This is a genomic window from Murdochiella massiliensis, from assembly GCF_900059565.1.
Lineage (GTDB): Bacteria > Bacillota > Clostridia > Tissierellales > Peptoniphilaceae > Murdochiella > Murdochiella massiliensis.
The window spans coordinates 557,596-583,828 of sequence record NZ_FIZW01000002.1 but is presented as its reverse complement, the minus strand read 5'-3'; the positions used below and the strand labels follow the sequence as shown (position 1 = coordinate 583,828).

Annotated in this window: 34 protein-coding genes and 1 tRNA gene; 28 read left to right on the top strand and 7 right to left on the bottom strand. The window is 47.1% G+C overall.

Translation table 11 applies throughout. The features are described 5' to 3' along the window. The first annotated feature begins 5 nt into the window (after positions 1-5). The 7 genes from BN3910_RS04420 to BN3910_RS04390 all read left to right on the top strand — a co-directional run bounded on the left by BN3910_RS04420 (position 6) and on the right by BN3910_RS04390 (position 7,363). The gene (locus BN3910_RS04420; RefSeq protein WP_066924745.1) at positions 6-731 is read left to right on the top strand and encodes a phosphatase; all 726 of its coding nucleotides are present in this window, start codon (positions 6-8) and stop codon (positions 729-731) included. An 8-nt stretch (positions 732-739) separates the two neighbouring features. Further along, complete coding sequence (locus BN3910_RS04415) at positions 740-2,965, top strand: ATP-dependent helicase (protein ID WP_066924743.1); 2,226 nt, start codon at positions 740-742, stop codon at positions 2,963-2,965. 9 nt (positions 2,966-2,974) lie between these two features. Then, positions 2,975-5,116 (top strand): NAD-dependent DNA ligase LigA, encoded by a 2,142-nt coding sequence (gene ligA / locus BN3910_RS04410; protein ID WP_066924741.1) that lies wholly within the window; start codon positions 2,975-2,977, stop codon positions 5,114-5,116. A 162-nt stretch (positions 5,117-5,278) separates the two neighbouring features. Next, on the top strand, positions 5,279-5,917 hold the full coding sequence (rdgB, locus tag BN3910_RS04405) for an RdgB/HAM1 family non-canonical purine NTP pyrophosphatase (protein ID WP_066924739.1): 639 nt from the start codon (positions 5,279-5,281) through the stop codon (positions 5,915-5,917). Continuing rightward, positions 5,914-6,402 (top strand): metallophosphoesterase family protein, encoded by a 489-nt coding sequence (locus tag BN3910_RS04400; protein WP_066924737.1) that lies wholly within the window; start codon positions 5,914-5,916, stop codon positions 6,400-6,402. Before rdgB ends, BN3910_RS04400 begins: the two co-directional genes overlap by 4 nt. A 178-nt stretch (positions 6,403-6,580) precedes the next feature. Beyond that, the gene (locus BN3910_RS04395) at positions 6,581-6,904 is read left to right on the top strand and encodes a hypothetical protein (RefSeq protein WP_066924735.1); all 324 of its coding nucleotides are present in this window, start codon (positions 6,581-6,583) and stop codon (positions 6,902-6,904) included. Positions 6,905-7,291: 387 nt separating this feature from the next. Beyond that, positions 7,292-7,363 (top strand) — tRNA-Arg (locus BN3910_RS04390). Between the two features lie 91 nt (positions 7,364-7,454). Here BN3910_RS04390 and BN3910_RS04385 read toward each other — a convergent pair. The 6 genes from BN3910_RS04385 to BN3910_RS04360 all read right to left on the bottom strand — a co-directional run bounded on the left by BN3910_RS04385 (position 7,455) and on the right by BN3910_RS04360 (position 11,733). Beyond that, positions 7,455-7,904: a tyrosine-type recombinase/integrase gene (locus BN3910_RS04385; RefSeq protein WP_066924733.1), complete on the bottom strand. Its 450-nt coding sequence runs from the start codon at positions 7,902-7,904 to the stop codon at positions 7,455-7,457. Positions 7,905-7,910: 6 nt separating this feature from the next. After that, the gene (locus tag BN3910_RS04380; RefSeq protein ID WP_066924730.1) at positions 7,911-8,570 is read right to left on the bottom strand and encodes a tyrosine-type recombinase/integrase; all 660 of its coding nucleotides are present in this window, start codon (positions 8,568-8,570) and stop codon (positions 7,911-7,913) included. 168 nt (positions 8,571-8,738) lie between these two features. Further along, positions 8,739-9,740 (bottom strand): Abi family protein, encoded by a 1,002-nt coding sequence (locus tag BN3910_RS04375; protein ID WP_066924728.1) that lies wholly within the window; start codon positions 9,738-9,740, stop codon positions 8,739-8,741. Positions 9,741-9,867: 127 nt separating this feature from the next. Further along, positions 9,868-10,278, bottom strand: coding sequence for a hypothetical protein (locus BN3910_RS04370; protein ID WP_066924726.1), 411 nt, complete (start codon positions 10,276-10,278; stop codon positions 9,868-9,870). Positions 10,279-10,503: 225 nt separating this feature from the next. Continuing rightward, positions 10,504-11,025, bottom strand: coding sequence for an Ltp family lipoprotein (locus tag BN3910_RS04365; protein WP_066924724.1), 522 nt, complete (start codon positions 11,023-11,025; stop codon positions 10,504-10,506). Positions 11,026-11,076: 51 nt separating this feature from the next. Then, the gene (locus BN3910_RS04360; RefSeq protein ID WP_066924722.1) at positions 11,077-11,733 is read right to left on the bottom strand and encodes a LexA family transcriptional regulator; all 657 of its coding nucleotides are present in this window, start codon (positions 11,731-11,733) and stop codon (positions 11,077-11,079) included. Positions 11,734-11,884: 151 nt separating this feature from the next. On the opposite strand from BN3910_RS04360, the gene BN3910_RS04355 reads away from it, so the two are divergent. From BN3910_RS04355 to BN3910_RS07760, 3 genes are all read left to right on the top strand, one after another. Next, the gene (locus tag BN3910_RS04355; RefSeq protein ID WP_066924720.1) at positions 11,885-12,115 is read left to right on the top strand and encodes a helix-turn-helix domain-containing protein; all 231 of its coding nucleotides are present in this window, start codon (positions 11,885-11,887) and stop codon (positions 12,113-12,115) included. A 23-nt stretch (positions 12,116-12,138) separates the two neighbouring features. Then, the gene (locus BN3910_RS04350; protein WP_066924718.1) at positions 12,139-12,426 is read left to right on the top strand and encodes a hypothetical protein; all 288 of its coding nucleotides are present in this window, start codon (positions 12,139-12,141) and stop codon (positions 12,424-12,426) included. A gap of 257 nt (positions 12,427-12,683) precedes the next feature. Continuing rightward, a complete protein-coding gene (locus BN3910_RS07760; protein WP_156469875.1) occupies positions 12,684-12,839 on the top strand; it encodes a hypothetical protein in 156 nt (51 codons plus the stop codon). On the opposite strand, the gene BN3910_RS04345 is transcribed toward BN3910_RS07760, so the two are convergent. Next, entirely contained in the window at positions 12,836-13,066 is a 231-nt protein-coding gene (locus tag BN3910_RS04345) for a DUF2188 domain-containing protein (RefSeq protein WP_066924716.1), read from the bottom strand. The two genes, BN3910_RS07760 and BN3910_RS04345, sit on opposite strands and share 4 nt — an antisense overlap. A gap of 36 nt (positions 13,067-13,102) precedes the next feature. Between BN3910_RS04345 and BN3910_RS04340 the strand changes: the two genes are divergently transcribed. The 18 genes from BN3910_RS04340 (at position 13,103) to BN3910_RS04265 (ending at position 26,231) form a co-directional block, all read left to right on the top strand. After that, on the top strand, positions 13,103-13,369 hold the full coding sequence (locus BN3910_RS04340) for a helix-turn-helix transcriptional regulator (RefSeq protein ID WP_231862183.1): 267 nt from the start codon (positions 13,103-13,105) through the stop codon (positions 13,367-13,369). 3 nt (positions 13,370-13,372) lie between these two features. Continuing rightward, the gene (locus BN3910_RS04335; RefSeq protein ID WP_066924713.1) at positions 13,373-13,666 is read left to right on the top strand and encodes a hypothetical protein; all 294 of its coding nucleotides are present in this window, start codon (positions 13,373-13,375) and stop codon (positions 13,664-13,666) included. Between the two features lie 13 nt (positions 13,667-13,679). Then, on the top strand, positions 13,680-13,832 hold the full coding sequence (locus BN3910_RS07755; RefSeq protein WP_156469874.1) for a hypothetical protein: 153 nt from the start codon (positions 13,680-13,682) through the stop codon (positions 13,830-13,832). An 8-nt stretch (positions 13,833-13,840) separates the two neighbouring features. Then, the gene (locus BN3910_RS04330) at positions 13,841-14,059 is read left to right on the top strand and encodes a hypothetical protein (protein ID WP_066924711.1); all 219 of its coding nucleotides are present in this window, start codon (positions 13,841-13,843) and stop codon (positions 14,057-14,059) included. 39 nt (positions 14,060-14,098) lie between these two features. Beyond that, positions 14,099-16,036 carry an AAA family ATPase gene (locus BN3910_RS04325; RefSeq protein ID WP_066924709.1) on the top strand — a complete coding sequence of 646 codons (1,938 nt, stop codon included), beginning with the start codon at positions 14,099-14,101 and terminating at the stop codon, positions 16,034-16,036. A gap of 2 nt (positions 16,037-16,038) precedes the next feature. After that, entirely contained in the window at positions 16,039-16,947 is a 909-nt protein-coding gene (locus BN3910_RS04320) for a RecT family recombinase (RefSeq protein ID WP_066924707.1), read from the top strand. After that, the gene (locus BN3910_RS04315) at positions 16,944-17,666 is read left to right on the top strand and encodes an MBL fold metallo-hydrolase (protein WP_066924705.1); all 723 of its coding nucleotides are present in this window, start codon (positions 16,944-16,946) and stop codon (positions 17,664-17,666) included. Before BN3910_RS04320 ends, BN3910_RS04315 begins: the two co-directional genes overlap by 4 nt. 118 nt (positions 17,667-17,784) lie before the next feature. Next, a complete protein-coding gene (locus tag BN3910_RS04310) occupies positions 17,785-18,639 on the top strand; it encodes a DUF4373 domain-containing protein (RefSeq protein ID WP_187367686.1) in 855 nt (284 codons plus the stop codon). A 96-nt stretch (positions 18,640-18,735) separates the two neighbouring features. Beyond that, positions 18,736-19,137: a single-stranded DNA-binding protein gene (locus BN3910_RS04305; protein ID WP_082790299.1), complete on the top strand. Its 402-nt coding sequence runs from the start codon at positions 18,736-18,738 to the stop codon at positions 19,135-19,137. A 115-nt stretch (positions 19,138-19,252) separates the two neighbouring features. Beyond that, positions 19,253-19,510 carry a RusA family crossover junction endodeoxyribonuclease gene (locus BN3910_RS08045; RefSeq protein WP_197457240.1) on the top strand — a complete coding sequence of 86 codons (258 nt, stop codon included), beginning with the start codon at positions 19,253-19,255 and terminating at the stop codon, positions 19,508-19,510. A gap of 2 nt (positions 19,511-19,512) precedes the next feature. Then, positions 19,513-19,833, top strand: a complete 321-nt coding sequence (locus BN3910_RS04300) for a hypothetical protein (RefSeq protein ID WP_066924698.1) — start codon at positions 19,513-19,515, stop codon at positions 19,831-19,833. Positions 19,834-19,901: 68 nt separating this feature from the next. Then, entirely contained in the window at positions 19,902-20,333 is a 432-nt protein-coding gene (locus BN3910_RS04295) for a sigma factor-like helix-turn-helix DNA-binding protein (RefSeq protein ID WP_066924696.1), read from the top strand. 310 nt (positions 20,334-20,643) lie between these two features. After that, positions 20,644-21,069: a terminase small subunit gene (locus BN3910_RS04290; RefSeq protein ID WP_066924694.1), complete on the top strand. Its 426-nt coding sequence runs from the start codon at positions 20,644-20,646 to the stop codon at positions 21,067-21,069. Next, complete coding sequence (locus BN3910_RS04285; RefSeq protein WP_066924692.1) at positions 21,044-22,291, top strand: PBSX family phage terminase large subunit; 1,248 nt, start codon at positions 21,044-21,046, stop codon at positions 22,289-22,291. The genes BN3910_RS04290 and BN3910_RS04285 overlap by 26 nt, the downstream gene beginning before the upstream one ends. Positions 22,292-22,300: 9 nt before the next feature. Then, on the top strand, positions 22,301-23,647 hold the full coding sequence (locus BN3910_RS04280) for a phage portal protein (protein WP_066924690.1): 1,347 nt from the start codon (positions 22,301-22,303) through the stop codon (positions 23,645-23,647). Then, on the top strand, positions 23,619-25,085 hold the full coding sequence (locus tag BN3910_RS04275; protein WP_066924688.1) for a minor capsid protein: 1,467 nt from the start codon (positions 23,619-23,621) through the stop codon (positions 25,083-25,085). The genes BN3910_RS04280 and BN3910_RS04275 overlap by 29 nt, the downstream gene beginning before the upstream one ends. 144 nt (positions 25,086-25,229) lie before the next feature. Continuing rightward, positions 25,230-25,487: a hypothetical protein gene (locus BN3910_RS04270; RefSeq protein ID WP_066924686.1), complete on the top strand. Its 258-nt coding sequence runs from the start codon at positions 25,230-25,232 to the stop codon at positions 25,485-25,487. Between the two features lie 159 nt (positions 25,488-25,646). Next, the gene (locus tag BN3910_RS04265; protein ID WP_066924684.1) at positions 25,647-26,231 is read left to right on the top strand and encodes a DUF4355 domain-containing protein; all 585 of its coding nucleotides are present in this window, start codon (positions 25,647-25,649) and stop codon (positions 26,229-26,231) included. Positions 26,232-26,233: the final 2 nt, after the last annotated feature.

The window sequence follows — 26,233 nt, the reverse complement described above, 5'->3', positions numbered from 1 at the left end:
AGGTCATGCATGCCTTGATGGATTTGCACACGCATACGCTGGCCAGCGTTCATGCGTATTCCACGTTGACGGAAAACGCTCGGGAGGCGAAGAAAAACGGTCTGGAAATATTGGGGGTATCCGATCACGGCTACGGAATGCCGCACACGACATTGCCCGAGTATTGGATGAATTTAACGGTCATTCCGGCCTATCTTGAGGGTGTACGCATTCTGCGCGGTATCGAAATGAATCTTTGCGATATGCAGGGGCATCTTTTTGAAGAAGACCTTCTCGGAACGACAGACTATGTAATTGCGTCGTTGCATGGCAATATATTTGATTTCGGCGAAAAGCGTGCGACGGATTTTACACCGGTGTATTTGGAAGCCATGAAACGGTATCCACAGATCAATATCCTTGGTCATCCGGATGATGATCGCTATCCCATTGTTGATTATGAAGCACTGGTGAAAGCCTGTAAAACGCATCACGTGGCTATGGAAGTCAACTGCTCTTCTTTGGATGAAAATAATTACCGTCGGAATGCGGAAAAGAACCAGCGTCGCTATCTCGACCTTTGTAAGGAATATGAAGTGCCCATCATTGTCAACAGCGATGCACACATGAGCACCGGCGTTGGCGATTTTTCGTTGGCCGAGACGCTGCTGGATGAGTTGGATTTCCCTGAGGAACTCATTATTAATACGTCCTGGGATAAACTGGAAAGCCTCCTGGGCTTCGCCATTTAGGAGAAGGTATGGAATACGAAAACCTCAACCGTGCGCAACGGGAAGTGGTGTTGGCGGAAGATAGAGCACTGCTGGTACTTGCCGGAGCCGGATCAGGCAAGACGCGGGTGCTGACGACAAAAATTGTGCGCCTGTTGGAAGAAAAGGCGGTTGCGCCATGGAATGTACTTGCTTTCACGTTTACGAACAAAGCGGCACAGGAGATGCGTGATCGTGTAGAACACGCTTTGGGGCGTAGTACGAGCGGCATGTGGATGGGCACCTTTCACTCCATTTGTGCGCGCTTATTGCGCCGGGAAATTGCCATTCTCGGCTACGGCTCGGATTTTACGATTTACGATACGGCGGATCAGCGCACTCTGGTGAAACAGCTCTTAAAAGAGCAACGGGTCAATCAGGATTATCGTCCGCAGATGGTGCTGGCACGCATTTCGGATTATAAAAATCGCGGCGTCGGTGTGGATGAGGTGCTGGAAAATGCTACGATGGATCGCGAAAAGGTGATTGCACGCGTCTTTCAGCGCTATGAAGCGGAGAAAAAGAAAAACAACGCGCTCGATTTTGACGACCTGATCCTGAAGGCCATTGCGGTATTGCAGAATGAAGAAGTACGCCAACGGTATCAGAAAACGTTCACGCATATCTTTGTGGATGAATATCAAGACACCAATCATCCGCAATATGAGCTGATTCGTCTGTTGACCGGAGAAGAGGCGTCCATTTGTGTTGTGGGCGATGCCGATCAATCCATTTATGGCTGGCGCGGTGCAGACATTCGCAATATCTTGTCGTTTGAACGCGATTTTCCGGGCGCACGCACCATTCTGCTGGAACAAAATTATCGTTCGACTTCGCACATCCTGGACGCGGCAAACCAGTTGATAGCCCATAATAAGGAGCGTAAGGCTAAAAATCTCTGGACAGCCAACGGTGAAGGGGAAGCGGTTCATTTTCGTTGTGTACAAAGCGAAAACGAGGAAGCAGCACTGGTTGCCGCAAAAATGCGTGAGGAACGGCAACGCGGCGTGGATTGGGAGAATATGGCCATTTTGTATCGCACGAATGCGCAATCCCGTCCCTTTGAAGATGCGCTGTTGCGTGAAGGCATTCCTTATCGTGTCATTGGCGGCCTTAAATTCTATGATCGTGCCGAAATTAAGGATCTGGTCGCCTATATGAATCTTCTGATCAATCCGCTGGACGATGTGTCTTTTGCGCGCGTCGTCAATCAGCCCAAGCGCGGCATCGGTGAGGCGACGTTGCAAAAGCTGCGTGAAGAGGCGCTTGACCTGGGCATGTCCCTTTTACAGACGATACAGGAGGAAGAGGCGCTCAGTTCTCTCACTCCTGCACAGCGGAATAAGCTGTTGTCTTTTTCCGATCTTCTTTCCGATTTGAATGCTATGCGTGAGGAGTTGCCGCTCACCAAATGGACGGAATATCTTTATGAAAAAACGGGCTATCGTGCCATGTTGGAATCCGGCGGAACGGTTGAAGATCGGACACGCATGGAAAATGTGGGTGCATTTCTGGATGCGGTTTCGCTTTATGAAGAGGAAGAAGATGAACCGTCCTTGGTAGCGTATTTGCAAAGTCTGTCGCTTCTTTCCGATCTGGATAAGACCGAGGAAAAGGAGAAAGGCGTGAATCTGTTGACCATTCACTCTGCAAAGGGGTTGGAGTATGAAGTGGTCTTCGTTGTCGGCCTTGAGGAAGGACTGTTTCCCAGCCGTCGTTCTATGGAAGAAGGAAATCTGGAGGAGGAACGCCGTCTGCTTTATGTGGCGATGACGCGCGCAATGCGCCGCCTTTATTTATCGCAGGCGCAGAGCCGACGTGTTTTCGGCACACCCATGGCGGCCATGCCGTCTTCTTTCTTGAAGGAATTGGAGGGAAAGATTGAGACGGAGGATATGCCTTCGGTATTGGATCGGGCAAATGTCTATGATCGCAATTACGCCCGACGAAGCAATATGGCGGATCCGAAGCTGCGACAAGAATACGATCGCAAACGGCAGGCATTTCGCGAGAAGATTCGGGAGAAGCAGAAGCTCAGGGATAAGGAGTTGACCGGCGTGTATCGCGTGGGGGATGCGGTACAGCACAAAAAGTTCGGTCACGGCACGGTGGTTTCGGTGGTTCCGCAGCCGAACGGCGATGAAGTGACGGTTGCTTTTGAAGGAAAAGGTATCAAACGGTTGAATGCGGCGCTTGCGCCCATGCAAAAACAGTAGGAGGAAGCCATGGATTCCAAGATGGCCGAACGGATGCAGGAGCTGGTGGAACGTCTCAATCAGCTGAACGTGCATTATTACACCCTCGATGATCCGCTGGTAAGCGACGCAGAATATGATGTCCTTTATGATGAACTTGTCGCGCTGGAAAAAGAGACCGGGGTTGTGCTTCCCGCCTCACCGACGCAGCGTGTCGGCGGGGAAGTTTTGCAAAAATTTACGAAGCATCGTCATCTTGCTCCTTTGTATTCCTTGGGAAAGACAAAGACCGAGGAAGAGGTCCGAAAATGGATGAGCGACGTAGAAACGGCGGTAAAGCGCTATAATGTGGAGCATCCTGAATCGCCGCTTCCGAAGCCGGAATATTTTGCGGAGCTCAAATTCGATGGACTGACGGTAAATCTGACGTATCGCGAGGGGGTTCTCGTGATGGCCTCTTCCCGTGGAAACGGGACGATCGGGGAAGAAATTCTTTCGCAGGTGCGCACCATTCCGACAGTGCCGCTTCAGATTCCGTTTCAGGGTACGATGGAGGTTCAGGGCGAAGGTATTATGCCGCGTTCGGCTCTGCGCCGCTATAATGAAACAGCGGAGGAGCCGTTGAAAAACGAACGCAATGCGGCAGCCGGTGCGCTGCGCTCGTTGGATCCTGCCGTGGCGGCCTCTCGCCGTTTGGATGCCTTTTTTTATCAGGTTGGCTATTTGGAAAATACGGAACACGGTGAGCTTGTTCACGGTGCGCTTGTCGCGGATGCGGAAAAAGGTGAACGTGCGAAGGGAACGGGTGTCGTTGCAGAACGCGATCCATCCGGCGCGGACGATCCGCCTGCGGGAGCGCCGTTTTCCACCGAAGAGGAAATGTTCCGTTTTTTGCGTTCTAACCATTTTCAGGTGCATCCCTTTTTGCGTCGTTGCCATAATGCAGATGAAGTGCTTTCCGCAATTCGTGAGGTCAAAACGTTGCGCGAGGAAATTGACGTGGAAACAGACGGCGTCGTGATCAAGGTGAATGATCTGCGTACGCGGACTTTGCTCGGTTTTACGGCGAAATTTCCGCGCTGGGCGATAGCGTTTAAGTTTCCGCCGCAGGAAGTGGTGACCACGCTGAAGGCGGTGGAGTGGAATGTCGGACGCACGGGAAAGGTGACGCCCACGGCTGTGCTCGATCCTGTGGACATCGGTGGTGCGCAGGTCTCGCGGGCGACGCTTAACAACTATGATGATATTTTACGTAAAGGCGTACGCTTGAATGCACGCGTCAAGATTCGTCGTTCCAACGAGGTGATTCCGGAAATTCTGGAAACGTTGGAGATGCCGGAAATCAAGACCGAAGCTATTGCCAAGCCGACGCACTGTCCGGCATGCGGGGCGGAGCTGATTTACGACCGCGTGCATATTTACTGTCCAAACTCGCTTTCCTGTCGTCCGCAGCTCATCTCGCGCCTGGTGCATTTTGCTTCCCGCAATGCGATGGATATCGAGGGACTTTCTGAGAAAACGCTGGAAAAGTTGTTGGATTTCGGCTTTCATGAGATGGCGGATTTGTATCGCATTACGGCGGACGATCTTTTGCAACTGGAAAACTTCAAAGAAAAGAAAACGAAGAATTTGCTTTCGGCCATTGAAGCTTCGAAACAGCCACATTTTTCCGCCTTCCTGTTTGCCCTCGGCATTCCCGAAGTTGGTGAGCGCACGGCCTCAGATTTGGCCGCACATTTCGCTTCGTTTGACGCCTTGCGCCATGCCTCGGCGGAGGAGCTCATGACCATTCCGGACATCGGGGAGACGACGGCGGCCAATATTGTGGAATTTTTCCATGATGAGCACATTGCCAAAGCCATTGATGCGCTGCTTGCGCAGGGAATTGTCCTGCGCTATCCTGAGAAAAAAGCGGATAACTCGCTTTGGCTTGCAAACAAGAAGATTGTTGTTACCGGGACGATTCCCGGCTGGACGCGCGGCGCAATAGAGAAAACCATTCAGGAAGCTGGTGGGCGCGCGCAGGGCTCGGTTTCGAAAAAAACGGATCTGGTGCTGGCGGGTGAGGCGGCCGGTTCAAAACGACAGAGGGCGTTGGATCTTTCGATTCCTCTTCTGGAAGGCGAGGAGCTGGCGGAGTGGTTGAAGCAATTGGCACCTTCACAGGAATAAGACGTGGGCGGGCACGCCTATGCAAGGAAAAGGACTTGCGTGCGTACTCCCCGGGCGGAGTGCTTACGGAGGGATCGCCGGCGCAGGGAAAAGGACGTTCCCATTTCCGCATCGATCCATGCTTGGGAGGCGGGATCGCCGGCGCAGGGAAAAGGAGCAGCGATGAATGATAAAATAACGATTCTTCTTTCCACCGGAAATCCGGATAAGGCGAAGGAACTTCGTGCGCTTCTGGGGGAGCGCTTTTTGGTGCAAACCAAGACGGATGCGGGATTTTCGGATCTGGATATTGAGGAAACGGGAAATACCTTGGCGGAAAATGCGTCTCTTAAGGTGAGTGGGCTGTATCATGCACTGCTTTTGGCAGGGAAAGATCCGGATGCACACTGGATTTTAGCCGATGACACGGGGCTTTTTGTGGATGCTCTGGAGGGGCGGCCGGGCATTTATGCGGCACGATACGCCGGTCCGCATGCTACGTATCAGGATAATGTAGACAAGTTGCTTGGCGAGATGCAGGGCGTAGCATGGGCCAATCGCAGCGCACATTTTAAGACGGTGATTGCGCTTTGCCGAAACGGCATTACCGAGACCGTGGAGGGGGTTCTGGACGGACGAATTCTGGACGTGCCGCGCGGAACCAACGGCTTCGGTTATGATCCGGTATTCTATGTTCCGGAGGAGGGGCGAACCTTGGCGGAAATGTCGGACGAGGAAAAGAACCATCTTTCCCATCGTTCGCGTGCATATCGTGCGCTGCTTGACCGGCTGGCAAAGGAAGAGCCGGGGGATTCGCTATGACGGAACGTCTTTTGTTGGTCTCGGATACACATGGCGACTTGCAGGCCATTCTCTCCTATATCCGCAATACGCCCGGCATTGACCGTATTCTTCATATGGGTGACCATGCCTGGGATGCCGAAGAGATGCAGCAGATGCTCGGACGCGTTGTTCTCGGCGTTCGCGGCAACAATGATTGGGGTTCGCCGGCACCGTGGGAGTATACGCTTTTTGTGGAAGGCTTTTCGCTTCTCCTTACGCACGGTCACCGTTACGGCGTACATTTTGATCGCCTGCCGCTGGTTCATCATGCGCGAAAACAGCTTGCTGACATTGTCCTTTACGGACACACGCATCGCTTTGCTGTGGAAAAAATCAACAACATTTGGGCGATCAATCCCGGTTCACCGAGCCGTCCCTATGATGGCGCACCAAGCTGTGCCGTTCTTACGCTGACAAAGGGGAAAGAACCGAAAGTGGAGCATGTAGTATTGGATGAGGCATAAGGCCGATCGATGTTGATGTGGTGTTGGATGAGAAATAAGGGCAATCGGTTTGAAGGAAAGAGGCGCTCTCTTCGGAAAGAGGGTGCAGGGACTGAAGGTATCTTCCTCAGGTTAATGAGGGCATCTTCCTTTGGAAGGCTGTGTTGTTGAGGACTTTCTCTTCGGAAAGGACGTTGAAATGAAACATTGGAGTAAAATAATGGCAGTCGCCTTTTGTGCTGTTTTAGTGTTTGTTTGTTTTTCACAGCCGGTTCCGCCTGTCCTCGCCTGTATCTTGCTGAGCATTACCCTTGTCGCCACGTATGCTTCATACTTTGTTATAGAAGAAGATCCGACCGAAGCGAAAAAAGGCTTTTTCATCTATTTTGGCATTGTGGTTGCCTTTCTGCTTTTTACGTATTTCCGCAATCCCGATTCCTTTGCACGTTCTTGCCTCCTTATGCTTGCGCCGGGCGCCGCCACGATCGTTCGTGCAGCTTGGAAGCTGGACGCTCGGAAATAGAAGTTAACGCCTTCTGCATTGCACAGACGCTTTCTGCGTTGCAAGGACATCTCTTGTGTTGCAGGCCTCCTACGTCGCAAAGACATCTCTTGTGTTGCAAAGATACCTCCTGCGTTGCAAAGACATCTTATGTGTTGCAAAGATGCCTCTTACGTCGCAAAGACATCTCTTGTGTTGCAAAGATACCTCCTGCGTTGCAAAGACATCTTATGTGTTGCAAAGATGCCTCTTGTGTTGCATGTTTCCTGCGTTGCAAAATCAACCTGCATCGTTTAAAATGGAACGACAGGCTGGGGCGTATCGTGTGCTTTTTATGAGGTAAACACAGGCGTTTTGTTTGCCGGTCGTGGGCTGTTCATGAACTGAACGCGGCTCTTAAGCCATCGTGTGCCATTAGCGCAGTGGAAGCGCGCCACTCTCCGGAAGTGGAGGCCCGGGGTTCGAATCCCCGATGGCACGAAACTTTAAAGCCGTTGGAATCACTTGATTTCAGCGGCTTTCTCTTTTTGCAGAGGCCAGCTTGTTTATGAGTTTGTCCTCAATTTTGTCCTCAATTTTTTTCTACCGTCTTTTCCAGGACGTCGATTGCCTGTTCCATCATAGTGTCAGTAATCTCCACATAATACTCCAAAGTAGTCTTAATATCTTCGTGGCCCATGATGGTTTGCAGTACGGTAGGGTTCATACCAGCTTCGGCTTGTCGTGTTGCAAAAGTGTGCCGGAAGTCATAGAGACTGCATTCAACGGCTGCCGTTATCAGTTTAATTTTTTTCAAATGATTTCTTCCGCCTCTTTCCCATACTTCCGTGCGGCGGAGAATCCTTCGGAAGGACTTGATGAGGGCGATCATGCTTGGCATTTCGTTATATGTGGCAAAAAGCCAGCTACTATGCCCGACGATATTGATTTGCTCGTCCAACACGCTACGCAGGCCTTTAAACAGTGGGAATTCACGACGCGCTGCAGCCGTTTTCAGTGTAGATATTCCGTCTCGTGTCACTCCTCTTCAGATGTAGATTTTTCCATCGTGCACATCTGATGCTTTTAGTCCCAGTGCTTCACTTGGGCGCATGCCGGTATAGAGCAGTATATATATCAGATTCTTGTATTTGCTCTCTTCCGCCGCCTTCTGAATCCTCTTGATGTCCTTGTCGTTTATGACGCGCTTGCGCGCTGGTTTAGCCTTACCTCCATAATCAAAGACAAGACCTTCTGTCGGGGAGACTATCTCATAACCAAGCGAATTGATGGCAAAAGAATACGGGGAAGAAATGGTCGAGCGAATTTTCTTCATGGTAGTTGGTGCCAGACCCTTCTGCTTTGCTTTAGATAACAATCTGAAGACATCTTTGCGTTTGATATCCGTGATGCGCCGAGAGCCTATAAAAGGCTTCACATAGCGCCCATAATAATCCTTGGCTGTACGGATTGTGCCGGCGGAAAGATTAGGCAATACGTGCAGTTGCATCCATTCCCGAAAGAGCTCATCAAATGTATCTGTTCGCGCTTCGCCATGTGCGGTAGCGTCCAATTCGTTGCAACGTACGGCAAAGTCGCGCTTGCTCTCCTTCTTCCAAGATCCGATGGTGATGCGCTTTCCTTGCGCGTCGGTAGTTTGGTAGTAATAACGCCCATCGGCCTTTTTGGTTATGCGATTTTTAGGCATAAAAAGTGCCTCCTTTCGGAGGCTGTGATACACTATATGCGCATATGTTGGTGTAACAGCCTCCATATTTGATTCCGTCCAGTTGCCGCTGGGCGGTTTCTCTTATCGTTTTCTTTTTCCTTGTGCACTCGAGCGATAGAGCATTATTTTGTTCATATGGCTCTGACTTTATTTTTTAGTCAAATATAGTTTAAAACGCTGCACAATATCTATTGGTATCCCAGTTACCTTTGAATACGGATGCCATATAGAATTCTCATGGAATTTTTGCCTGGATACTGAGTCTGGAATAAAAATTTGAGACTCGATCAATTTTTCAATTTCTAGTGCCATTCTTGCAGTCCTGCCCTTGTCTCCAAGCAAAAGAATTAGTGACAAAATCATGGCAAAAACATTATCACCAGTTGAATAGACACCTGATAGTAAAGTAGATCCAAACTCACCTTCGATTTGTTTTAAAATCAATCCATGCGCATGGTCGACTCTGTATGTTGTGAATTTCCCGTTATGCGCGATTTGATTTCTCATTTTCCGGATGATATACATCGCATTCGAAAAGACCTGATTCATATGTTCATGCTTAATATCGGCTTTTAGCATCCGATCTAAAACATACTTTTTATCTTCCGGTTTTAGAAACTGATATATGTCGGAAACAGTGTTCCAGCGAACATTTTTAAATAGAATCCAAGCTGGGACATGGTTGTGATTTGTTATATAGAATTTGGTAGGATTATTTTCTTTTCCTCTATTCCTATCCCAAGCTTCGCTAAGCGTTGTTTTTAGCTTATTCATTTGTCTTTTATTGTGCGGTATTTTGAAATTTCCCGGATTTAAATATCCGCTGACTTCAACGCCGTATTGTTCAGATAACCGATATGCCATAATATTTTTAAACTTGGTCTCAACGTCAATGGAGTACTTAAAAAGTATATTTTGAAAGCCGCGATCAAATTCATGGTAAGCATATAGAAGTTCCAAACTGTGATGTGCTGCAAACTTTTCATTAGCGTCTAAAAAGGATTCCTTATAACCATTAATTAAGTCATAAAACGGGACAGCTTCTAAAATATGAATTGCCGTTTTGCGATTAGAAATATTTAGTCCGTATTGCTCTTCTAGATGATTTAAGAGCTCATCATATGTCTTAAACGGCTTATCGTATTCCATTTCTTTCTCCTAAAAAGAAATCCCCCCTGCAAGAGCAGGAGGGATTTCCCCGATAGTCTGGAACTTAATCCTAGACAAACTTATCTGCTCTTATTGTAGCATTGATTTGTCACACCGTCAAAAGGAATTAGTTACATAAAATGATAACTGGGTCATTATTGTGGATCGTTGCATCAAATTCAATGTCTCTATGTGACATTTCCTCTTCATCCGCCTTAAAAGCAACAACGTTTTTTGATCGGGAAGATAATTGGACAAGAGGACTAAAACTGGAGGCAATAATATCCATCTGACTAGGGCCAAGATGAATTTTTTCGCATAGTGATGACTTGATGTATGTCTGTGTTATCTCTAATGTGTCCTTTTGCGTTTCAAGAGGATCGGCAACGTTCGAGTTGCTATTCTTTGAGATGTCATCGTAAATGATAACTTTTTGTCCGACACTGGCACCATCTTCGATTCCGTAATTAATGATTAATTTCGTTTCATTGATGATCTCTTTTATGCGAAACCCTTTAACAATTTTACGAGAACTCATGCGCTCCCTCCTTACCTCTTCTTCGGGTGATACACGCCGACGCACTCACCGATGATCTGGCAAGCATATCGATCATCTTTTAGATTACAGATGCGATTTTTGATATAAAGGTAGCCTCCTTTCATGGAGGCGGTATGATATACTAAAAATGCATTGGTTGGCATATAGCCTTCCAGTTCCCTCGTTCTGTTGCAGCAGAACGGGGGAGTTTTTCTTTGTAAAAGTTTATTTTGGAAGGTTGTCTACGGCGTACTGCGCCTCTTCTTCAGTGAATTTTTCCCCATATTCAGAAATGAGCTGGTCATAAATTGCACTCGAAGACATATCCATTGTCTTCTGATAAGTTTTTGCTTGCTCTAATGCGTTCAATTTGAAATCTGCTTTTACGTGCTCCACGGCATATTGTGCCGCTTCTGCTGGAAACTTTTCTCCATATTCTGATGTGAGCTGATCATATAGTTTCTGCTTTGACATATGCATCATATCGGAGTATGTTTGCGCTTTATTTAATGCCGAGATGTACTCTCTCGGGACCTCTTCAGACGATGTTGCCTCAGTTTGAGATTCTTTCGGCGCCTCAGTGGTTTCTGTAGTAGCAGCTGATTCTTCGGATGATGCTTTCTCTTGTGGCGCTTCTGAACTCGACTCTTGCGCAACAGGCGCCTCGGACGATTTCTGCTCTCCGCCTCCGCACGCCGTCAAAGAAAGCGCGGCCAAAAGCATTAAAGCGATCAATTTCTTTTTCATAATTTCCTCCTCAATAATTCCTGCCGGACACCCGGCGACCAGCCGTTTATTTTACTCCTTTACTGCGTGATATATTCCAACGCACTCTCCGAGTATTTGGACGCCCTTATCTTCTGCCTCATCATAGCTATAGACGATAGGGCTGTAGCTGCTGTTGCATGGCTGTAGGACAAGCAGGTTTTCTTTTTTGTAGACCTTCTTTAACGTCGTCTCGTCCTCGATTAAAACGGCAGCAATCTTGCCATCTTCTACATCCGATGTTTTCTTCATCAGCACAATGTCGCCGTTGTGAATATTTGCGTCCACCATGCTATCTCCCTTGCAGATTAAGGCAAACTCGCCGTCCATGTGCATCGGGTCGATACCGACGTAGCCTTCAAAGTTTTCTTCCGCCCAGATGGGCGTTCCGCAGGCAATGGTGCCGAGGATTGGGACGCTTCGGATTTTGTGGATTGGGTGCAGATCGGGTTGGCGGTTGATGATGGCGTCAATCTTATCTTCGATGAGATCGGACTTTTTAATGCCGAAAAAGTCAGCCAGTTCCTGTATTTTGTCAATCCGAGGATAATTCACTCCGTTCGCCCAGTTAGCAAGAGTGGTTTCAGGGTAACCGAGCAAACGAGATACATCTGCCCTTGTAATCCCCTTTAACTCCAAGTAATGACTAAAGTTCTTTGCGAACGTCCTTTTTTGATTCTCAGTCGCCACATAATCACCTCCAATCTACAACTGTTTTTCGGGACTATTATAGCATCAGAAAAACAAAACTACAAGAAAACGGAAGTTTTTTTCAACATCCGCTTGACTATACCGAAAAACGGTAGTATCATATCAGCAGAGAGGGGGGTGATGAAAAACCATGATGAGAATTTCACTTGAAAGTGCAAGAGTAAACGCAAAGATGACCATCGCCGAAGTGGCTAAGAAGGTTGATAAATCCGAAAAAACCATCTCAAATTGGGAGCGCGGCATATCTGCTATACCGGCACAGTACTATTTCTATTTGTGCAAGATTTATGGAATGGATCCAGATTATATAGACGTTCCTGTTGTGAAAGATGGTTTTTTTTACGATGAAACTACCGTATAACGGTAATACGGAAAGGAGCAACGATGGAGAAGGAAGCGGCCACAAACATCAGCGTGAAGCTGGCGCTGAAGATTAACGGAATGACGATTGATGAGTTCCAGAAAGAGATCGAAAAGCTGTCCCACCTACTGACAGAGATGAAACAGCTTTCCATCTTTCAAGAGGAGAAGGATGAGCCGGCAAGTACAAAGAATAACAGAGCGAGTCTGGACAATATGCCTTATATCGAAGCACCTGAAATTCATGGAGGCCCATATTGGGCAATCCGAAAAGCTGAATTATCCATCGGCAAAGGCGAAGGAACAGATTAAGGAGTGAAAGGAGGAAGGATGGTGACGATAATTTTAGGCGTGCTGACGGTAGTGTTTAGCACCATAACACTGTGGAACTTATTCACCTTGATGCGCCCAGAAAAAACAAGGCCGGACATTTCGCATCTCCGGTACGTGATTCTTAGCCTACTGGATGAATACCGCCCATGAACTGTTTGGCCAATTATAGCAGAGCAGAAACGTGATATAGAGCGCAATAAACAGAATGAGTAGTACCAAAAAGAAAGGAGGAAGTCATGGCTAAGGATCTATTTCTAGCGGATGATGTGGAAAAAATCATTGTCGAGACGGACGAAGAGAACCCGACACCAATCGTAACGATTGACAGATCGGAAACACCAATCAAAACGGACGAAAGATACCGGGTTCGCATTCAGTTCAAGGAGAATTAGTGCTCCTTATCTTGTGGAGGGTACGGGTCATTCCCAAAAGAATCTTTTGAGCGGATTCGTCCCTGTCGATTGTGGACGATTAACTCAGAGTGTTGGTTTTTAGCAATTCCTTTTGCAAAGAATTCAGCTTCACGCTGTGTGCTAAAAATCTTTGTGGCTCTGGTGTTTCCGGCACCCTTAACCTGCCATTGAGACCCCTTTGGGGTGACGTGTTGGTTCTTTCCCATACGCATACCTCCTTTCATGGTGAATTTCAGAGGAGCATGCTGGCACATGTTCTTGATGACCTAATTATACCACATGAAGTGTTAAAGAAAGGGCTTGCATACAATATGTTGATTTTTATGGAAGAACGAAGAAAAGAAATGGGGCTACGACAAAGCGATTTAGGGAAAGCGGTAGGCATTCCGCAAACGACATACAGCTCCTATGAGACAGGATACCGAGAAATGCCAGTAAGAACAGCTAAGAAGATCGCACAAGCCCTCAACGTCGAATGGTGGAAATTGTACGAGGAAAAGGAGGAGTGAAAAGTGCTGCATGAAGACTTAGGCGAATGGCTACGGGCGAATCATCTGTACTATAAAGATCTCGCTAAAGATGTGAACGCTTCTAACCTGAGTTACTACACAAAGGGAGACGGGAAGCCATTCCCAATTTCATACATTGAAACATGGCGTGATAAGTACAACTGGACGGATGCCGAAACCTATCTGTTTGCATTCGGTAAACCGTTCAAGAACGATCCGTCGCTGTTCAAAACAGAGGCAGAGGAGCGAGCGCTGAAAGCACTTAGCGGTCTAAAAGAAGCCCTGCGGGCGGTGTGAAAGGAGGAGAAACATGAGACGAAGAAGAAAGAAAATCGGCTGGACGTTTAACCCGGCACGGATGCACCCAGTGTTGAAATTCATTCTAACGGTGGGGCTGGGAATTGCGACAGCCGGATACATGATTATCGGCAGTTGGCTGTTCTATATCTTGGTGACGAGGTGAGATGCGGCATGGATTACGAAAAAGCATGGAAAAATCTGAAAACGTATACAGGGATTCTTTCTTGGGCGTCTTTTCGCTTTGCAGAATCCGAAGACATGAACGACGCTGAACACCTCCAAGCAGAAGGTGGAGAACTTATGGGAAAAGCAATCCTAAATTTTATGAGCGAGTTAGAAAAAGAGATGACCACCGCCGGACAGGACGATGGCCAAAGTGCGCAGGATTAAGCCTCTTGCGTCTCCAGTATAACACGAAAGGGAGAAAAAATGAAATTTGAATTACAACAATTATCGCTAAAGAATTTCAAGGGCATCAAGGACAAAGAAATTAAATTCTACCAGAGAACAGATATTTCTGGTGCTAATGAAGCCGGTAAAACGACGATTTACGACGCATTTCTATGGCTTCTTTTTGATAAAGATAGCCACGGGAAAACAGGGGGAATTAAACCTCACGATGATGACGGAAACGACCTGCACCATTTAGATACGACTGTAACCGGAGTTTTCCTTTTGGACGACAAGGAGTTGACGCTCCAAAAAACATTTTCGGAAAAATGGACAAAAAAGCGCGGCTCCGCCACGGAGGAATTTACGGGTCATACCACGGATTATTACTGGAACGACGTGCCAATCAACAAAGGAGACTATCAAAAGAATCTGTACCAGATTGTGGACGAGGATCTTTTTAAGCTACTGTCCAACACGCGCTATTTTTTGTATCAAGTCGATGAAAAAGAGCGTCGAAAGATGCTGATGACATTAATCGGTGATGACATCGACAATGAAAAGATTTTCGGAGCTTATCCCGAGACCGAAGAACTCCGTCAAGAGCTGCATGGAAGAACCATTGAAGACGTGACGTCTATGCACAAGGTGTGTAGAACGAAGATCAACAAAGAACTTTTAGAGGTTCGCCCGCGCATCGACGAGGTGTATGCGATGAAAAAGGACTTTGATTTTGACGAACTTAAAAAGGAGAAAGCGAATCTTGAAAAGACGATTGACACACTCTCCGGAATGTTTAAGACGGCAAAGAAGTCCACGGAAGTATTCGATGACCTCAGCGCTAAGATCGCAAAAATGAACTTTGAAATCAATAAAGCAAGAATCGAGGCGTCGGACAAACGTGCCAAAGAGATCATGGAAGCGGAGGGTGCCTTTAGGGACAGCGAAAGATCGCTTCGAAAAGTCGAAGAGGAGAGAGATCAAGGTGCAGCCTTGATAAATCGCAAAAAAGATGAAGTGAGCGCGCTTGTCAATCAGCTACATGATTTTAGAGAAGAGTGGCAGGATAAAGCCAGCGAACGATGGAGAGGGTCAACGACTTGTCCGACCTGCGGTCAAAACATCCCAAAAGAGCAGCTTGAAAAGGCTGTTGCTGAATACGACGCAAATAAAAAGGCGAAACTCGAAAAAATTAAAAGGCTTGCCGAAGAGACAAAGGCAAAGATTGCTGCGACGGATGATCAAATCGCGCGTATCACCGAGGAATTGCGCCATTTTACTGAGGCAGTAAAAAAGGCGGAGGACGACGTAGAAGAGAAAAAAGCACTCATTGAATCTGTTCAGGATAAGGACGTTGAAGATTCGTCCTACATCAAGACGTGCATTTTGTCTCGTGATAAGTACATGGCGCAATTAGAGGCGCTGGAAGCGCAAAAAGAGCCGGACGAAAGCCCACAGATCAAGGAGCAAATTGATGAGTTAAAGCGACAGCTCTACAAAGTAAATGAAGATATCGCACAGGAAAACACGAACCGATTCGCCGACATGCGAATCAGAGAGCTGGAAGAATCCGCAAAGGTGCTTGGTAAAGAGTACGAAAAGGCAGATCGGATGATTGCGCTATGTGAGACCTTTACTCGCGCTAAGATGAGCATGATTAAGTCTGACGTGGATAACAAATTTATATTGACGCAATGGAAGCTATTTGAAGAACAGATCAATGGTGGCATCCGTGATGTATGCCGTCCACTCTACAAGGGCTCCGACCTTGACCAGATGAACGATGGCGCGAAAGTCCTTGTAGGGTTGGATATCATCAACACGTTTTCGAAGCAAAAAGACATCTATATCCCCGTGTTTGTCGACAACGCAGAGACCGTTACGGATTATAAGGGACTGGACAAGGAGCTTTTATCACAGCAGGTAAGACTAACGGCCATGAAGAGCAAAAAAACACTTGAAATTAAGGAGGCGTAGAAATGGGAGAGATTTCAAAAAAAGTAGATGTTGGAACGCTCGTTAATCAGGCAATCGACGAAATTGGAGGAATGGTTTCATCGAATCGCTTGGACATCCCGAGAGGATATAGTTTTGTCAACGCCATCCAACAAGCGAGATTTGCACTTACATCACCGATTGAATCCGGACAAAACAAAGGAAAGTCCATCATGGATGTATGCACGCCGCGTAGCATTTTGCAGTCGGTGATTGAGATGGCGGAAAAAGGGCTTAGTATCGACAAAAAACAGTGCTATTTCATTCCATATGGAAATACTTGCAAATTATCCATTAGCTATCAAGGAAACGTCGCATTAGCAAAACGAAGCGGGAGTGATATTTCTGATGTGCACGCCTATGCCGTGTACAAAGATGATGGCTTTTCACTTGGCTATGACATTGAAACTGGGACAATCCGCATTGAAGAGTTCATGCCAAATATTGAAGACAGAAAAAAAGAATCACTAATAGGCGCGTTTGCAGTCGTTATTGATTCAAAAGGTCACGTCAAGTACACGGAATATATGGATATGGAGCAAATACGCGCGTCATGGAATCAAGGAGGTGCGCACGGAGGTTCTCCGGCACACAAAAACTTTCCGGATCAGATGGCTATTAAAACGGTGAAAAATCGAGCCGTCAAATCATTTGTTAATACAGCGGATGATAGCGATTATATGAGTTCCGATGATATCAGTATTTCATCAACGGACGCCAACGTAAACAGCGAAATCAAAGAGCGTGCTAATGCGGCAGAGTTTCAGGATGATCCTTTCCCGGAGGCAATCCCGGAAAGCGTTGATCCGGACACTGGAGAAATTTCCGGTGGTGCGCCGGAAGGTTTCTTCGACGCCGATTTTAAGCCGATCGACGAAAAGGCGCCGTTTTGATTGATGTTCGCATTTTGGGATCCGGATCGTCCGGCAATGCCTATATCGTGTCCAATGGGGACACCACGTTGCTTCTTGAGTGCGGTCTTTCCATCAAGACACTACAAGCCGCGACGCAGTACCGGATCACCGACATTGACGCTTGTCTCGTGTCTCATGAGCATGGCGACCATTCCAAGGCGGCAAAGCACCTTGCGAAATTTGGATTGGACATTTACATGAGCGCTGGCACAAAAGAGGTGATTGACGCAAAAGAGCACCGATTCAAAGCGTTTCAGACGTCCGCGCCTCTTCGGTATAAGCCTTTTACCATCGGGTCGTTTCATGTTGCGCCGTTTCGGGCAATTCATGACGCCAAAGAGCCGATCGGGTTTCGGATCATTGACGCATCGTCAAGAGAAACGTTGACCTTTTTAACGGATAGCGTTTACTGCCCATACCGATTCAACGGATCCACCATCTTTATGGTCGAGATGAACTACATCAAGGAGATCATCGATAAAAACACGGAGGAGGAGTCAATGAACGTCGGTCGCAGAAATCGGACGGTTGAAAGTCACATGAGCCTTGAGACAGCGGTCGATTTTTTGAAAAGCAGTGGCGCGGAATGGAGCAGAGCTATCTACGCCATGCACCTATCCGATCTGAATTCTGACGAAGAGCGTATCTATCGCCGCCTTCGCGAGGAATTTAGAAAGCCTGAAATAATTATCTGTTAGGAGGATGAAATGAACCAAGTGACACTATCCGGTCGACTTACGCGCGATCCGGAACTCACGTACAACAATGCAACGATGGATGACGACCACATTCCGTTTTAATGGGGGGGGTGATGCCGTGGCACGTCCGACAAAGCAGGGGCTGGATTATTTCCCCTTGGATGTCGGGTTGTTCGAGGATATAAAGATACGGCGATTAAAAAAAGACTGCGAGAATCAAGCCATTTCGATACTCATCGCGATTTTCTGTATTGCTTATCGAGACGAGGGGTACTACGTGGAAATCAACAGCGATGTGACATTCCTCATAGCTGAGACATTCGGCGTGAGCGAGGATGCAGTTGAGAAGATTGTCGAGAAGGCGATCCAAATCCAAGTTGGCATATTTGATTCCGGCAAGTTTAATACCTACAAAATATTGACCTCAAGAGGCATTCAAGAGCGATATTTTGCCGCAGCATCGCGGAAAACCGCGGTGTTAGTCCATAGGGATTTTGTATGCGATGGAGTAAATGTATGCAATAACGCTGTTTATGTCGACAATAACCCGATAAATGTATACAACAATCCACAAAGTAAAGTAAAGGAGAGTAAAGGAAAGGAAAGTAAAGGAGAGGAGCGCGCGCCAGAAAAACGCCAACAGAAACGCGGGGAATATGGAAACGTCTTACTGTCTGATGTGGAAATCCAGAAGCTAAAAGAAAAAGGCGTTGATGTTGATCGCCTTATTGAGCGCTTAGACCTATACATCGGGCAAAGCGGCAAACGGTATAAGTCGCACTACATGACGATCCTAAACTGGGATAAACGAGATAAAGAGCAAGCCGTCCCCAAAGCGAAAGGATACGGGGGCGTAAAGAAGCCGGTTGGTGCCCATGTGCTAAGCGATACACGCATGAGTGCGGAAGAAAAAGCGGTATGGGTGCAAAAAAAGTTGGAAGCAAGCAAAACGGCAAACCTACGAGGGGAGTAGCAGATGAGACAGACGGCAGGTGGCGCATTAGCAAAGAGGACGCAAAAAGATACGAGCGGTGCGTAAAGCGTGGTGCCGAAGAAATCGGGAGGAAAGATGATGAACCAAGTTTTTATTTCAGGACGGCTTATAAAAGATCCGGAGTTGCAACAGAGCAAAGGCGGAAAAGCATATGCAAAGGTAAGCGTTGCAGTAGATCGCGGATATAGTAAAGACGAGAAAAAGCGCAGAGAGGACGCAGGAGAGCAAACGGCAGATTTTTTCCAAGTTGTTCTTTTTGGGCAAACCGCAGAATTTCTAGTGCGGAACGGGGCGCGTGGTGCACGAGTCATTATCGCGGGACGTATGGAGATAAACGCCTACACAAGGGAGGACGGAGAGAGAAGCACCTATGCGCAAGTTATCGCATACAACGTTGAGCTTCTTGACTGGAGAGAGCGTGCGGCGGAGCCAACGGAGGATTATATGCCTGTTGATGATGATCGGGTGCCGTTTTGATGGAGCCGCAAGTGCTTATAATCCCAGGCGAGCTACCTGGACTCAATGAGATCATCGGGGCTAACCGCACAAACCGTTTCCAAGGCGCAAAACAAAAAAAGAGGCAGATCGTCTAATTTGCCTCTCCGCAGCCGCTCAGCATATCCGGCCGGTAGCGTCCGCTGACTTTGTTTTTAGGTGGTACTGCAAAAACAGGCGCAAAGACAAAGACAACATCGCGAGTGCCAAAAAATTTATTTTTGACGGGCTGATAAAAGCGGGGGTCTTAAAAAATGACGGCTGGGCGGAGATCGGGGACTTTCGCGATGAGTTTTACATCGACAAGGAGTCCCCGCGTGTCGAAGTGACGATTACTGCGGAAAAAGAAAGATAGAGATGACTTGGCAAAACGACAATTTACGCAAAATGGGAGAAGTGGGGCTGATAGGTGCAGTAACAGTAGTCATGTTAAAAGATTTTAGAGCCGCCGTCAGACGGTTTAAGCGTCAGCCAAGCCCATGCACGAAGAAAGCAGTAAACACTTGCTATAAAAACATTGCGACCAGCGTGTGCGCAAACCTTGTGATGGACGAGAAAGACTGGAGAAAGCGATGTTGGGAGGTTTATTTGGACACCATGGGTGGAGAAGAAGAGCACCAAAAGGCTATGGCTGAATGCCGTGAAGCGGAAGAAGAGGCTGAAAATGCGAAAAGATAAAAAGAAAAGGACTGCAACATACAACTCAGACAGAGCACTATTCGTTCCGGAGGAGTAGGAGGTGAGGAGTGCGAGGGGAAATAACAATTAAACAGCTCGAATCGGTTGCTTCTATTCGCCGAAGAATCGCAAGAGATGAAGAAGAACTTAAAGCTATGGAAGAAGAACTACCTTGCGATTTGCAAGCAATGAAGCTTTCGCATAATCCATCGCACTCCAATTTTCCGAAAGGGATCGATGATGCTCTTGCTAAGTACATAGACGCGAAGGCTCGATATGAAAGGCGACTATATGATAACAAGCGGTATTTGGTCGAAATGCTGACACTTATTGATGAATTTATCTCTACACTTGATGATCCATTGGAACAAGAGGTTGTAAACCTTCGATGTAAAGAAACTCTGACCTTTGAGGAAATTGCAGCAGACATACATCGCAGCCGATCAACTGTGCAACGCATCTACTACAGGGCGATAAAATCTTTAGTACGCGAAAAATGAGCAAAAAGAACATTGCAAACATCGTATACTGTAAGTAGGTAAGATCGCCTTGAGGGGCGGTCTTTTTGTTTGCGCATAATCTGGAGTTGACGTCACACGCTTTGGCAATCCTACATTGCCCGGTTTCACAGTACCGCCTCCTCCGTGTGATGGGTGGGATGCAGCGTTGTGCGGTTGACGGTGTGCGCTGCAAAAGATTATGACGGGTGTATGCCCGATGCAATAGATGCAATATCGAAGCTGCGAAGCTTATGGAAAATGTGTAGAAGGGGGAACAAGTCAAATCTTAGAAGAATGACGGGAGAACGGTATGGACAAACTAACGATAAAGCAAAAAAAATTCGTCGATGCCTATATCGTCTCGGGGAATGCCACGGAAGCATACTTACAAGCCTATGCAAAGCAGAGCAGACGCTCCGCAGAAGCAAATGCGCGAAAACTACTCGCAAAACACTCGGTGAGAACATACTTGGCAGAGCGCATGAAAGAACTGGAAAGCGAGACTATCGCCGACCAAACAGAGGTTCTCGAATTCATTACAGGGGTAATGCGCGCGAAAAACAGCGGCGACAACGGTGCGGAAAAGACGGATGGCGAAATAAGCATGAAGGACAGGCTAAAGGCAGCGGAGCTTCTGGGAAGGTTCTACGCTCTTTTCACGGACAAAAAGGAGGTCGAGGCAGACACTAATCTTTCCATCGAGGTGAAGTATGCAGATAACGATACAAGCGAATGAAGTTTTTAGGCCGGTCCATCTGTGCAAGGCGCGCTACATCATCATGAAAGGTTCTGCAGGGAGCGGAAAGAGTGTCGACACGGCGCAACAATATCTGCTTCGCTTGATGAGAGATCAAGGGCGTAACCTTCTATGCGTTCGTAAGTCAGAGGTCACAAACCGAGATAGCACATTCGCAGAGCTTCTTGGGGCCGTGTACCGTTGCGGATTAGACCAATATTGGCAAGCAACGATGTCTCCTCTTCAACTTCGCTGCATCAACGGTAACTCCATCATCTTCCGAGGGATGAATGACGAGAGACAGCGGGAGAAGCTCAAGTCCATCACGTTTGCGCAAGGCAAGCTGACCGACGTATGGCTCGAGGAGATGACGGAGCTGACAAAACAAGACTTCGAAATCATAGACGATCGTCTCCGTGGTGAGCTTCCGAAGGGACAATTCTACCAGATAAAAGGGACCTTTAATCCGGTATCAAAAAATCACTGGATTAAACGGGATTTTTTTGACATGCCGGATCCGAATGTTTTTACGCATCACTCTACGTACCTGGACAATCGCTTCATCGATGATGCCTACAAAGCGAGGATGGATCGTCGTAAGGTTGTTGACCCGGATGGATATCGAATCTATGGACTTGGAGAGTGGGGAGAAATTGGAGGCCTGATCCTGCAGAACTGGGAGGCCGCGGAGTGCTCACAGGACTTTGCAGATTATGACGACGTGGCAATCGGGCAAGACTTCGGCTACAACCACGCCAACGCAATATTATTGCTCGGCTGGAAAGATGGAGATGTGTATGTGCTTCGAGAGATATACGAGTACGGGAAAGATACGAGCGAGATAATCGAAGAGGCCGATGTGGCAGGACTGCCGAAAGACATTGACATGTGGTGCGATAGCGCAGAGCCTGACCGTATACAGATGTGGCGAAAAGCAGGGTACAGAGCGCAGTCAGTAAGCAAGGAAAAAACGACGATGAAGAAATATCAGGCGACACAAGCCGACTGGTTAAAGGGCAGGGCGATATACATCGACCATACCTGCACGAACACGCTGAAGGAAATATCACAGTGGAAATGGAAAAAAGACGAGGTGACCGGCGAGTATCTAGACGAGCCAGTCGCCTTTTTTGATGATGCCATGGCGGCACTGCGCTACGGCGTTGAGGGATGGCGCAAAGAAATCGGCGTGAGCGTTAACTTATTACCGCACTCACTCTAGGAGGCAGAAATGTACTATGAGAAGGCATTCTATATCGAACCAGATGAAGAAATGACTGGAGAAAAGCTATGCGAGTACATCGCAAAGCATCGAGCGCTTGTAAATCGTTATAACGAGCTGAAGAACCTATATGTTGGTGACCAGGACATCCTTTATCTTCCGCCGAAGCCGACGGCAAAACCAGACAATCGCCTCGTGGCTAACTTTGCGCGCTACATTGTTGATACCTTCAACGGCTATTTTATGGGGATTCCGGTAAAAACAGTCTCCGACAACGAGGCTGTGAGCGACTATATCCAATTTATTGAGCGCTACAACAACATCGACGACCTTAATGCAGATCTGTCAAAGAAGTGTGACATTTACGGGCACGCCTTTGAGCTCCTTTATCTTGATGAGATGGCACAGGTCGGTATCACGCAGATTGCGCCAACAGAGTGCATCCTTGTTCGTTCGACGAGCATCCGCGAGACACCGCTTTACGGCATACGCTACACGGTTACAAGCGATGGTAGGACGGTTGGCACGATATCTGACGCGAGCGTTATCCGTTATTTTGAGATTAAGGGAGCGGAATTCACCATCACCGACGAAAAGCCGAACTACTTCGGCGCGGTCCCGATTATTGAATACGTCGAGAACGAAGAACGCATCGGAGCGTTTGAGTGGGTCGAGCACTTAATCAACGCCTACAACAAGGCAATCAGCGAGAAGGCAAACGACGTCGACTATTTTGCAGACGCCTACATGAAGATTTTAGGTGCTAAGTTGGATGAGAGTGTGCTTTCGCAGATTCGAGACTACCGCATCATCAACCTGGAAAAGACAGGAGGTGACGGGCAGCTGGTCGTCGATTTTATGCAAAAACCGAATGCAGATGCGACGCAGGAACACCTGCTTGAGCGCATCGAAAAGTTAATTTTTAATCTTTCCATGGTGCCGAACATCAACGATGAGAAATTCGGCACAGCATCAGGCATTGCTCTGCAATACAAGCTCCAGAGTATGAGCAATCTTGCTAAAACCAAGGAGCGTAAATTCGCGCGCGGGTTTAATGCGCGCTATAGCCTCATTGCCGACTTGCCGAACTCGGCAATTCGAAGCGACGACCTTGTCGGCATCGACTATAAATTTACACGCAACATTCCAGCCAATGTTCGGGATGAGGCGGAGACAGCACGCAGCCTACAGGGCATTGTGTCGGATGAGACGATTCTCGAAAATCTTTCCATTGTTGGAGACGTCAAAAAAGAGCTTGAACGCAGGGAAGATGAAGAGCAATTGACACCGATGATCGAGATGCATAATCACGGGGCGGTGATGGAAGATGAAGAAGCTACTAACGAAGAGATATAACCAGGCGATTGATAAAGAAGTAAGCTACACCAGGAAACGTGAACTGTCGTTTATACGAGATAATATCATCGCTGATGGGCTATACTTGGACAAGTTAAAGGATCTCTACAAGAGACTTAGCATAAACCTTCAGGCTGATATCAAGAATCAATACCTTCGCTATGCCGGTAAGGAGGGCCTAGATATTAACACTGCTTATGAGAAGGCCAGCAAGATGGATGTTAAAGCTTTCGCGGAAAAAGCAAAGCAGTATGTGGAGAATAGGGATTTTAGCGATAAGGCGAATGCAGAACTCAGGCTTTATAACCTGAAGATGCGCACAAGCCGGATCGAACTGATGAAGCGGGAGATTGAGCTTCACGGACTTAAACTATACGATGAAGAATACAAGCTACTCGCTACCCGGCTATCACAGGACTCGATAAAGGAGATTGAACGGCAAGCCGGGATTTTGGGATTGAGTGAGCCTACTCGGAAAGCACTCCTTCGGAACGTGGACAAAATTATCCTAGGTGACTTCCAAGGAGCTCCATTTTCATCTCGGATATGGGCAAACAAAGAAGAACTCGTGAGCCGCTTGCAGGTTGGCTTGGAACGATCTCTACTCTTGGGAGAGCATCCTTATCAGTGGGCAAATCGCTTAGCCGATCTGGTAGATAAGGAAATGGGAGCAAAAGGTGGAGGAGCGCTTTTTAAGGCCCATCGACTGGCGATTACGGAGTCTTCGAGAGTGATGACGGAAGTTCAGCTGGATTCCTTTCGTATGGGAGGATATAGCAAGTACGAATGGATCGCGGAGATCGACCATAGGACGTGTCCCATTTGTGAAGCGATGGATGGTCAAATCTTTGATGTCGAAAAAAGTGCTATTGGAGGGAACCTGCCACCCCTACATCCTCTTTGTCGTTGTAGTATTGCTGCTGCTGTCGATGATGAAAAACCATACATTGATGACACAGAGAATATTAAAGCCATGTTGCTTGATAGTGAAAGGGTTCTTTCTGATTTAGATGAGGTAGTAATAGATGGGGAAACTTACACTGTAAATAATAGAAATGTGGTATTAGACCCAACAGAATATGAAAGATCTATAGGGCAGTGGATCGTGGATGAACTGGGAGGTACCGTTCAATTCCATCCAAGAGTTCTATTCCCTCAGGGTATACGAACCCCTGACTACATTTGGGAAGAAGAAGCTTGGGATCTTAAGACGGTGAATAGGCATTCAAAAAATACAATTTCTACTGCGGTAAAAAATATGAAAGGACAGTCAACGAATATCATCCTTAATTTAATAGATGACTCTTATTCAGATGATGATTTAACATCAGAGTTAGAGAGAGTTTACGGGAACAAAAGGTACAGATACCTCGACAAAACCCTGATCATAAGAGATGGTAGGTTGTACGGGATATTCAAAAGAAAAAAAGAGGTCTAAGATTAAGACCTCTTTAATGGGAGTGGCCCCCTCAGACTATCAAAGATTACTCTCTAATGCCTTTGGTGGGAAGAGGTACTCCCATTTCTCAGCACAAGTATACTATGAATTTATTTGTTTGGTCAAGGTAAGGAGGGGCCGATAATGATTCAGATTATGGTGCCAGATTTTAAATGGGAAGGTGAAGAATGGACGATTAGAAAAGTAGAATCGTTTCACTCACTATATAAGATTCTAAAATATTGCGATGGAGGAATAGAAAATATATTTGTTGATGCTCAAGATATAGATAATTATGAAGCAGGTTTGCAACAAATATTCAAGGAAATAAAGTGGGTGAAAAAGATTCTAATAAGGCATAAAGACAGTCTTATTGGATGTTTTATTTCTAGAAGTAAATAGAATGTTTTTTGATTAACTCTTTCATAAGCAGTAGGCATTATGCCAACTGCTTTTTTATTGCCTAGACGTGGAAGGCGTTAAAAGCTACGGCGATGTCTAGACGTGGAAGACGGTAAAAACTACGGAGTGAGCCGACGGGCGTAAAAATGGAGGTTAATAATGACTGATGACAAGAATGCAGTGCAAGAGCAGACGACTGAGCAAATCGAACAGAATGAAGAAACCGAGGAAAAGAAAGGAAGAGCGAAACCTGTAGCTGGAGAAAAGACATTCACACAGGACGAGCTTAATGCCATAGTGCAGGAACGTGTTAACCGTGCCATGGAGAAAGCGAAGGCTGATAAGGAAGAAGCGGAAAAACTGGCGAAGATGAATGCGCAGCAGAGAGCTGAACACGAAAATGCAAGGCTGAAAGAGGAGCTGACGCAGCTCCGTCAGGCGAACACACTGTCTCAAATGGCCAAAACTGCACGGGCAATGCTTGAAGAAAAGGGCATTGCCATCGGAGATGAGCTAGTGCAGGTACTTATTACCGAGGAAGCCGAAAGCACGAAAAAAAACGTCGACGCATTCTCAGCGATGTACCTTAAAGCTATCGAAGACGGCGTGAACGAACGGCTGAAGGGAAAAACCCCTGGGCGCATGGTTCCAAACTCGATGAGCAAAAGCGACATTCTCGCCATCAAAAACACAGCCGAGAGACAGCGAGCAATCGCTAGTCATCTCGACCTTTTTAAAAAATAACG

What these genes read in the sequence shown, in the direction of transcription:
- BN3910_RS04380 (WP_066924730.1), bottom strand. Translation starts at nt 8,570, where the DNA reads ATGCCTAAAAATCGCATAACCAAAAAGGCCGATGGGCGTTATTACTAC.
- BN3910_RS07755 (WP_156469874.1), top strand. Translation starts at nt 13,680, where the DNA reads ATGAGACGAAGAAGAAAGAAAATCGGCTGGACGTTTAACCCGGCACGG.
- BN3910_RS04370 (WP_066924726.1), bottom strand. Translation starts at nt 10,278, where the DNA reads ATGAGTTCTCGTAAAATTGTTAAAGGGTTTCGCATAAAAGAGATCATC.
- BN3910_RS04345 (WP_066924716.1), bottom strand. Translation starts at nt 13,066, where the DNA reads ATGGGAAAGAACCAACACGTCACCCCAAAGGGGTCTCAATGGCAGGTT.
- BN3910_RS04350 (WP_066924718.1), top strand. Translation starts at nt 12,139, where the DNA reads ATGGAGAAGGAAGCGGCCACAAACATCAGCGTGAAGCTGGCGCTGAAG.
- BN3910_RS04285 (WP_066924692.1), top strand. Translation starts at nt 21,044, where the DNA reads ATGCAGATAACGATACAAGCGAATGAAGTTTTTAGGCCGGTCCATCTG.
- BN3910_RS04270 (WP_066924686.1), top strand. Translation starts at nt 25,230, where the DNA reads ATGATTCAGATTATGGTGCCAGATTTTAAATGGGAAGGTGAAGAATGG.
- BN3910_RS04325 (WP_066924709.1), top strand. Translation starts at nt 14,099, where the DNA reads ATGAAATTTGAATTACAACAATTATCGCTAAAGAATTTCAAGGGCATC.
- BN3910_RS04300 (WP_066924698.1), top strand. Translation starts at nt 19,513, where the DNA reads ATGACTTGGCAAAACGACAATTTACGCAAAATGGGAGAAGTGGGGCTG.
- BN3910_RS04395 (WP_066924735.1), top strand. Translation starts at nt 6,581, where the DNA reads ATGAAACATTGGAGTAAAATAATGGCAGTCGCCTTTTGTGCTGTTTTA.
- BN3910_RS04355 (WP_066924720.1), top strand. Translation starts at nt 11,885, where the DNA reads ATGATGAGAATTTCACTTGAAAGTGCAAGAGTAAACGCAAAGATGACC.
- BN3910_RS04305 (WP_082790299.1), top strand. Translation starts at nt 18,736, where the DNA reads ATGATGAACCAAGTTTTTATTTCAGGACGGCTTATAAAAGATCCGGAG.
- BN3910_RS04375 (WP_066924728.1), bottom strand. Translation starts at nt 9,740, where the DNA reads ATGGAATACGATAAGCCGTTTAAGACATATGATGAGCTCTTAAATCAT.
- BN3910_RS07760 (WP_156469875.1), top strand. Translation starts at nt 12,684, where the DNA reads ATGGCTAAGGATCTATTTCTAGCGGATGATGTGGAAAAAATCATTGTC.
- BN3910_RS04415 (WP_066924743.1), top strand. Translation starts at nt 740, where the DNA reads ATGGAATACGAAAACCTCAACCGTGCGCAACGGGAAGTGGTGTTGGCG.
- BN3910_RS04290 (WP_066924694.1), top strand. Translation starts at nt 20,644, where the DNA reads ATGGACAAACTAACGATAAAGCAAAAAAAATTCGTCGATGCCTATATC.
- BN3910_RS04340 (WP_231862183.1), top strand. Translation starts at nt 13,103, where the DNA reads ATGCTGGCACATGTTCTTGATGACCTAATTATACCACATGAAGTGTTA.
- ligA (WP_066924741.1), top strand. Translation starts at nt 2,975, where the DNA reads ATGGATTCCAAGATGGCCGAACGGATGCAGGAGCTGGTGGAACGTCTC.
- BN3910_RS04330 (WP_066924711.1), top strand. Translation starts at nt 13,841, where the DNA reads ATGGATTACGAAAAAGCATGGAAAAATCTGAAAACGTATACAGGGATT.
- BN3910_RS04275 (WP_066924688.1), top strand. Translation starts at nt 23,619, where the DNA reads ATGAAGAAGCTACTAACGAAGAGATATAACCAGGCGATTGATAAAGAA.
- BN3910_RS04365 (WP_066924724.1), bottom strand. Translation starts at nt 11,025, where the DNA reads ATGAAAAAGAAATTGATCGCTTTAATGCTTTTGGCCGCGCTTTCTTTG.
- BN3910_RS04265 (WP_066924684.1), top strand. Translation starts at nt 25,647, where the DNA reads ATGACTGATGACAAGAATGCAGTGCAAGAGCAGACGACTGAGCAAATC.
- BN3910_RS04400 (WP_066924737.1), top strand. Translation starts at nt 5,914, where the DNA reads ATGACGGAACGTCTTTTGTTGGTCTCGGATACACATGGCGACTTGCAG.
- BN3910_RS04420 (WP_066924745.1), top strand. Translation starts at nt 6, where the DNA reads ATGCATGCCTTGATGGATTTGCACACGCATACGCTGGCCAGCGTTCAT.
- BN3910_RS04280 (WP_066924690.1), top strand. Translation starts at nt 22,301, where the DNA reads ATGTACTATGAGAAGGCATTCTATATCGAACCAGATGAAGAAATGACT.
- rdgB (WP_066924739.1), top strand. Translation starts at nt 5,279, where the DNA reads ATGAATGATAAAATAACGATTCTTCTTTCCACCGGAAATCCGGATAAG.
- BN3910_RS04320 (WP_066924707.1), top strand. Translation starts at nt 16,039, where the DNA reads ATGGGAGAGATTTCAAAAAAAGTAGATGTTGGAACGCTCGTTAATCAG.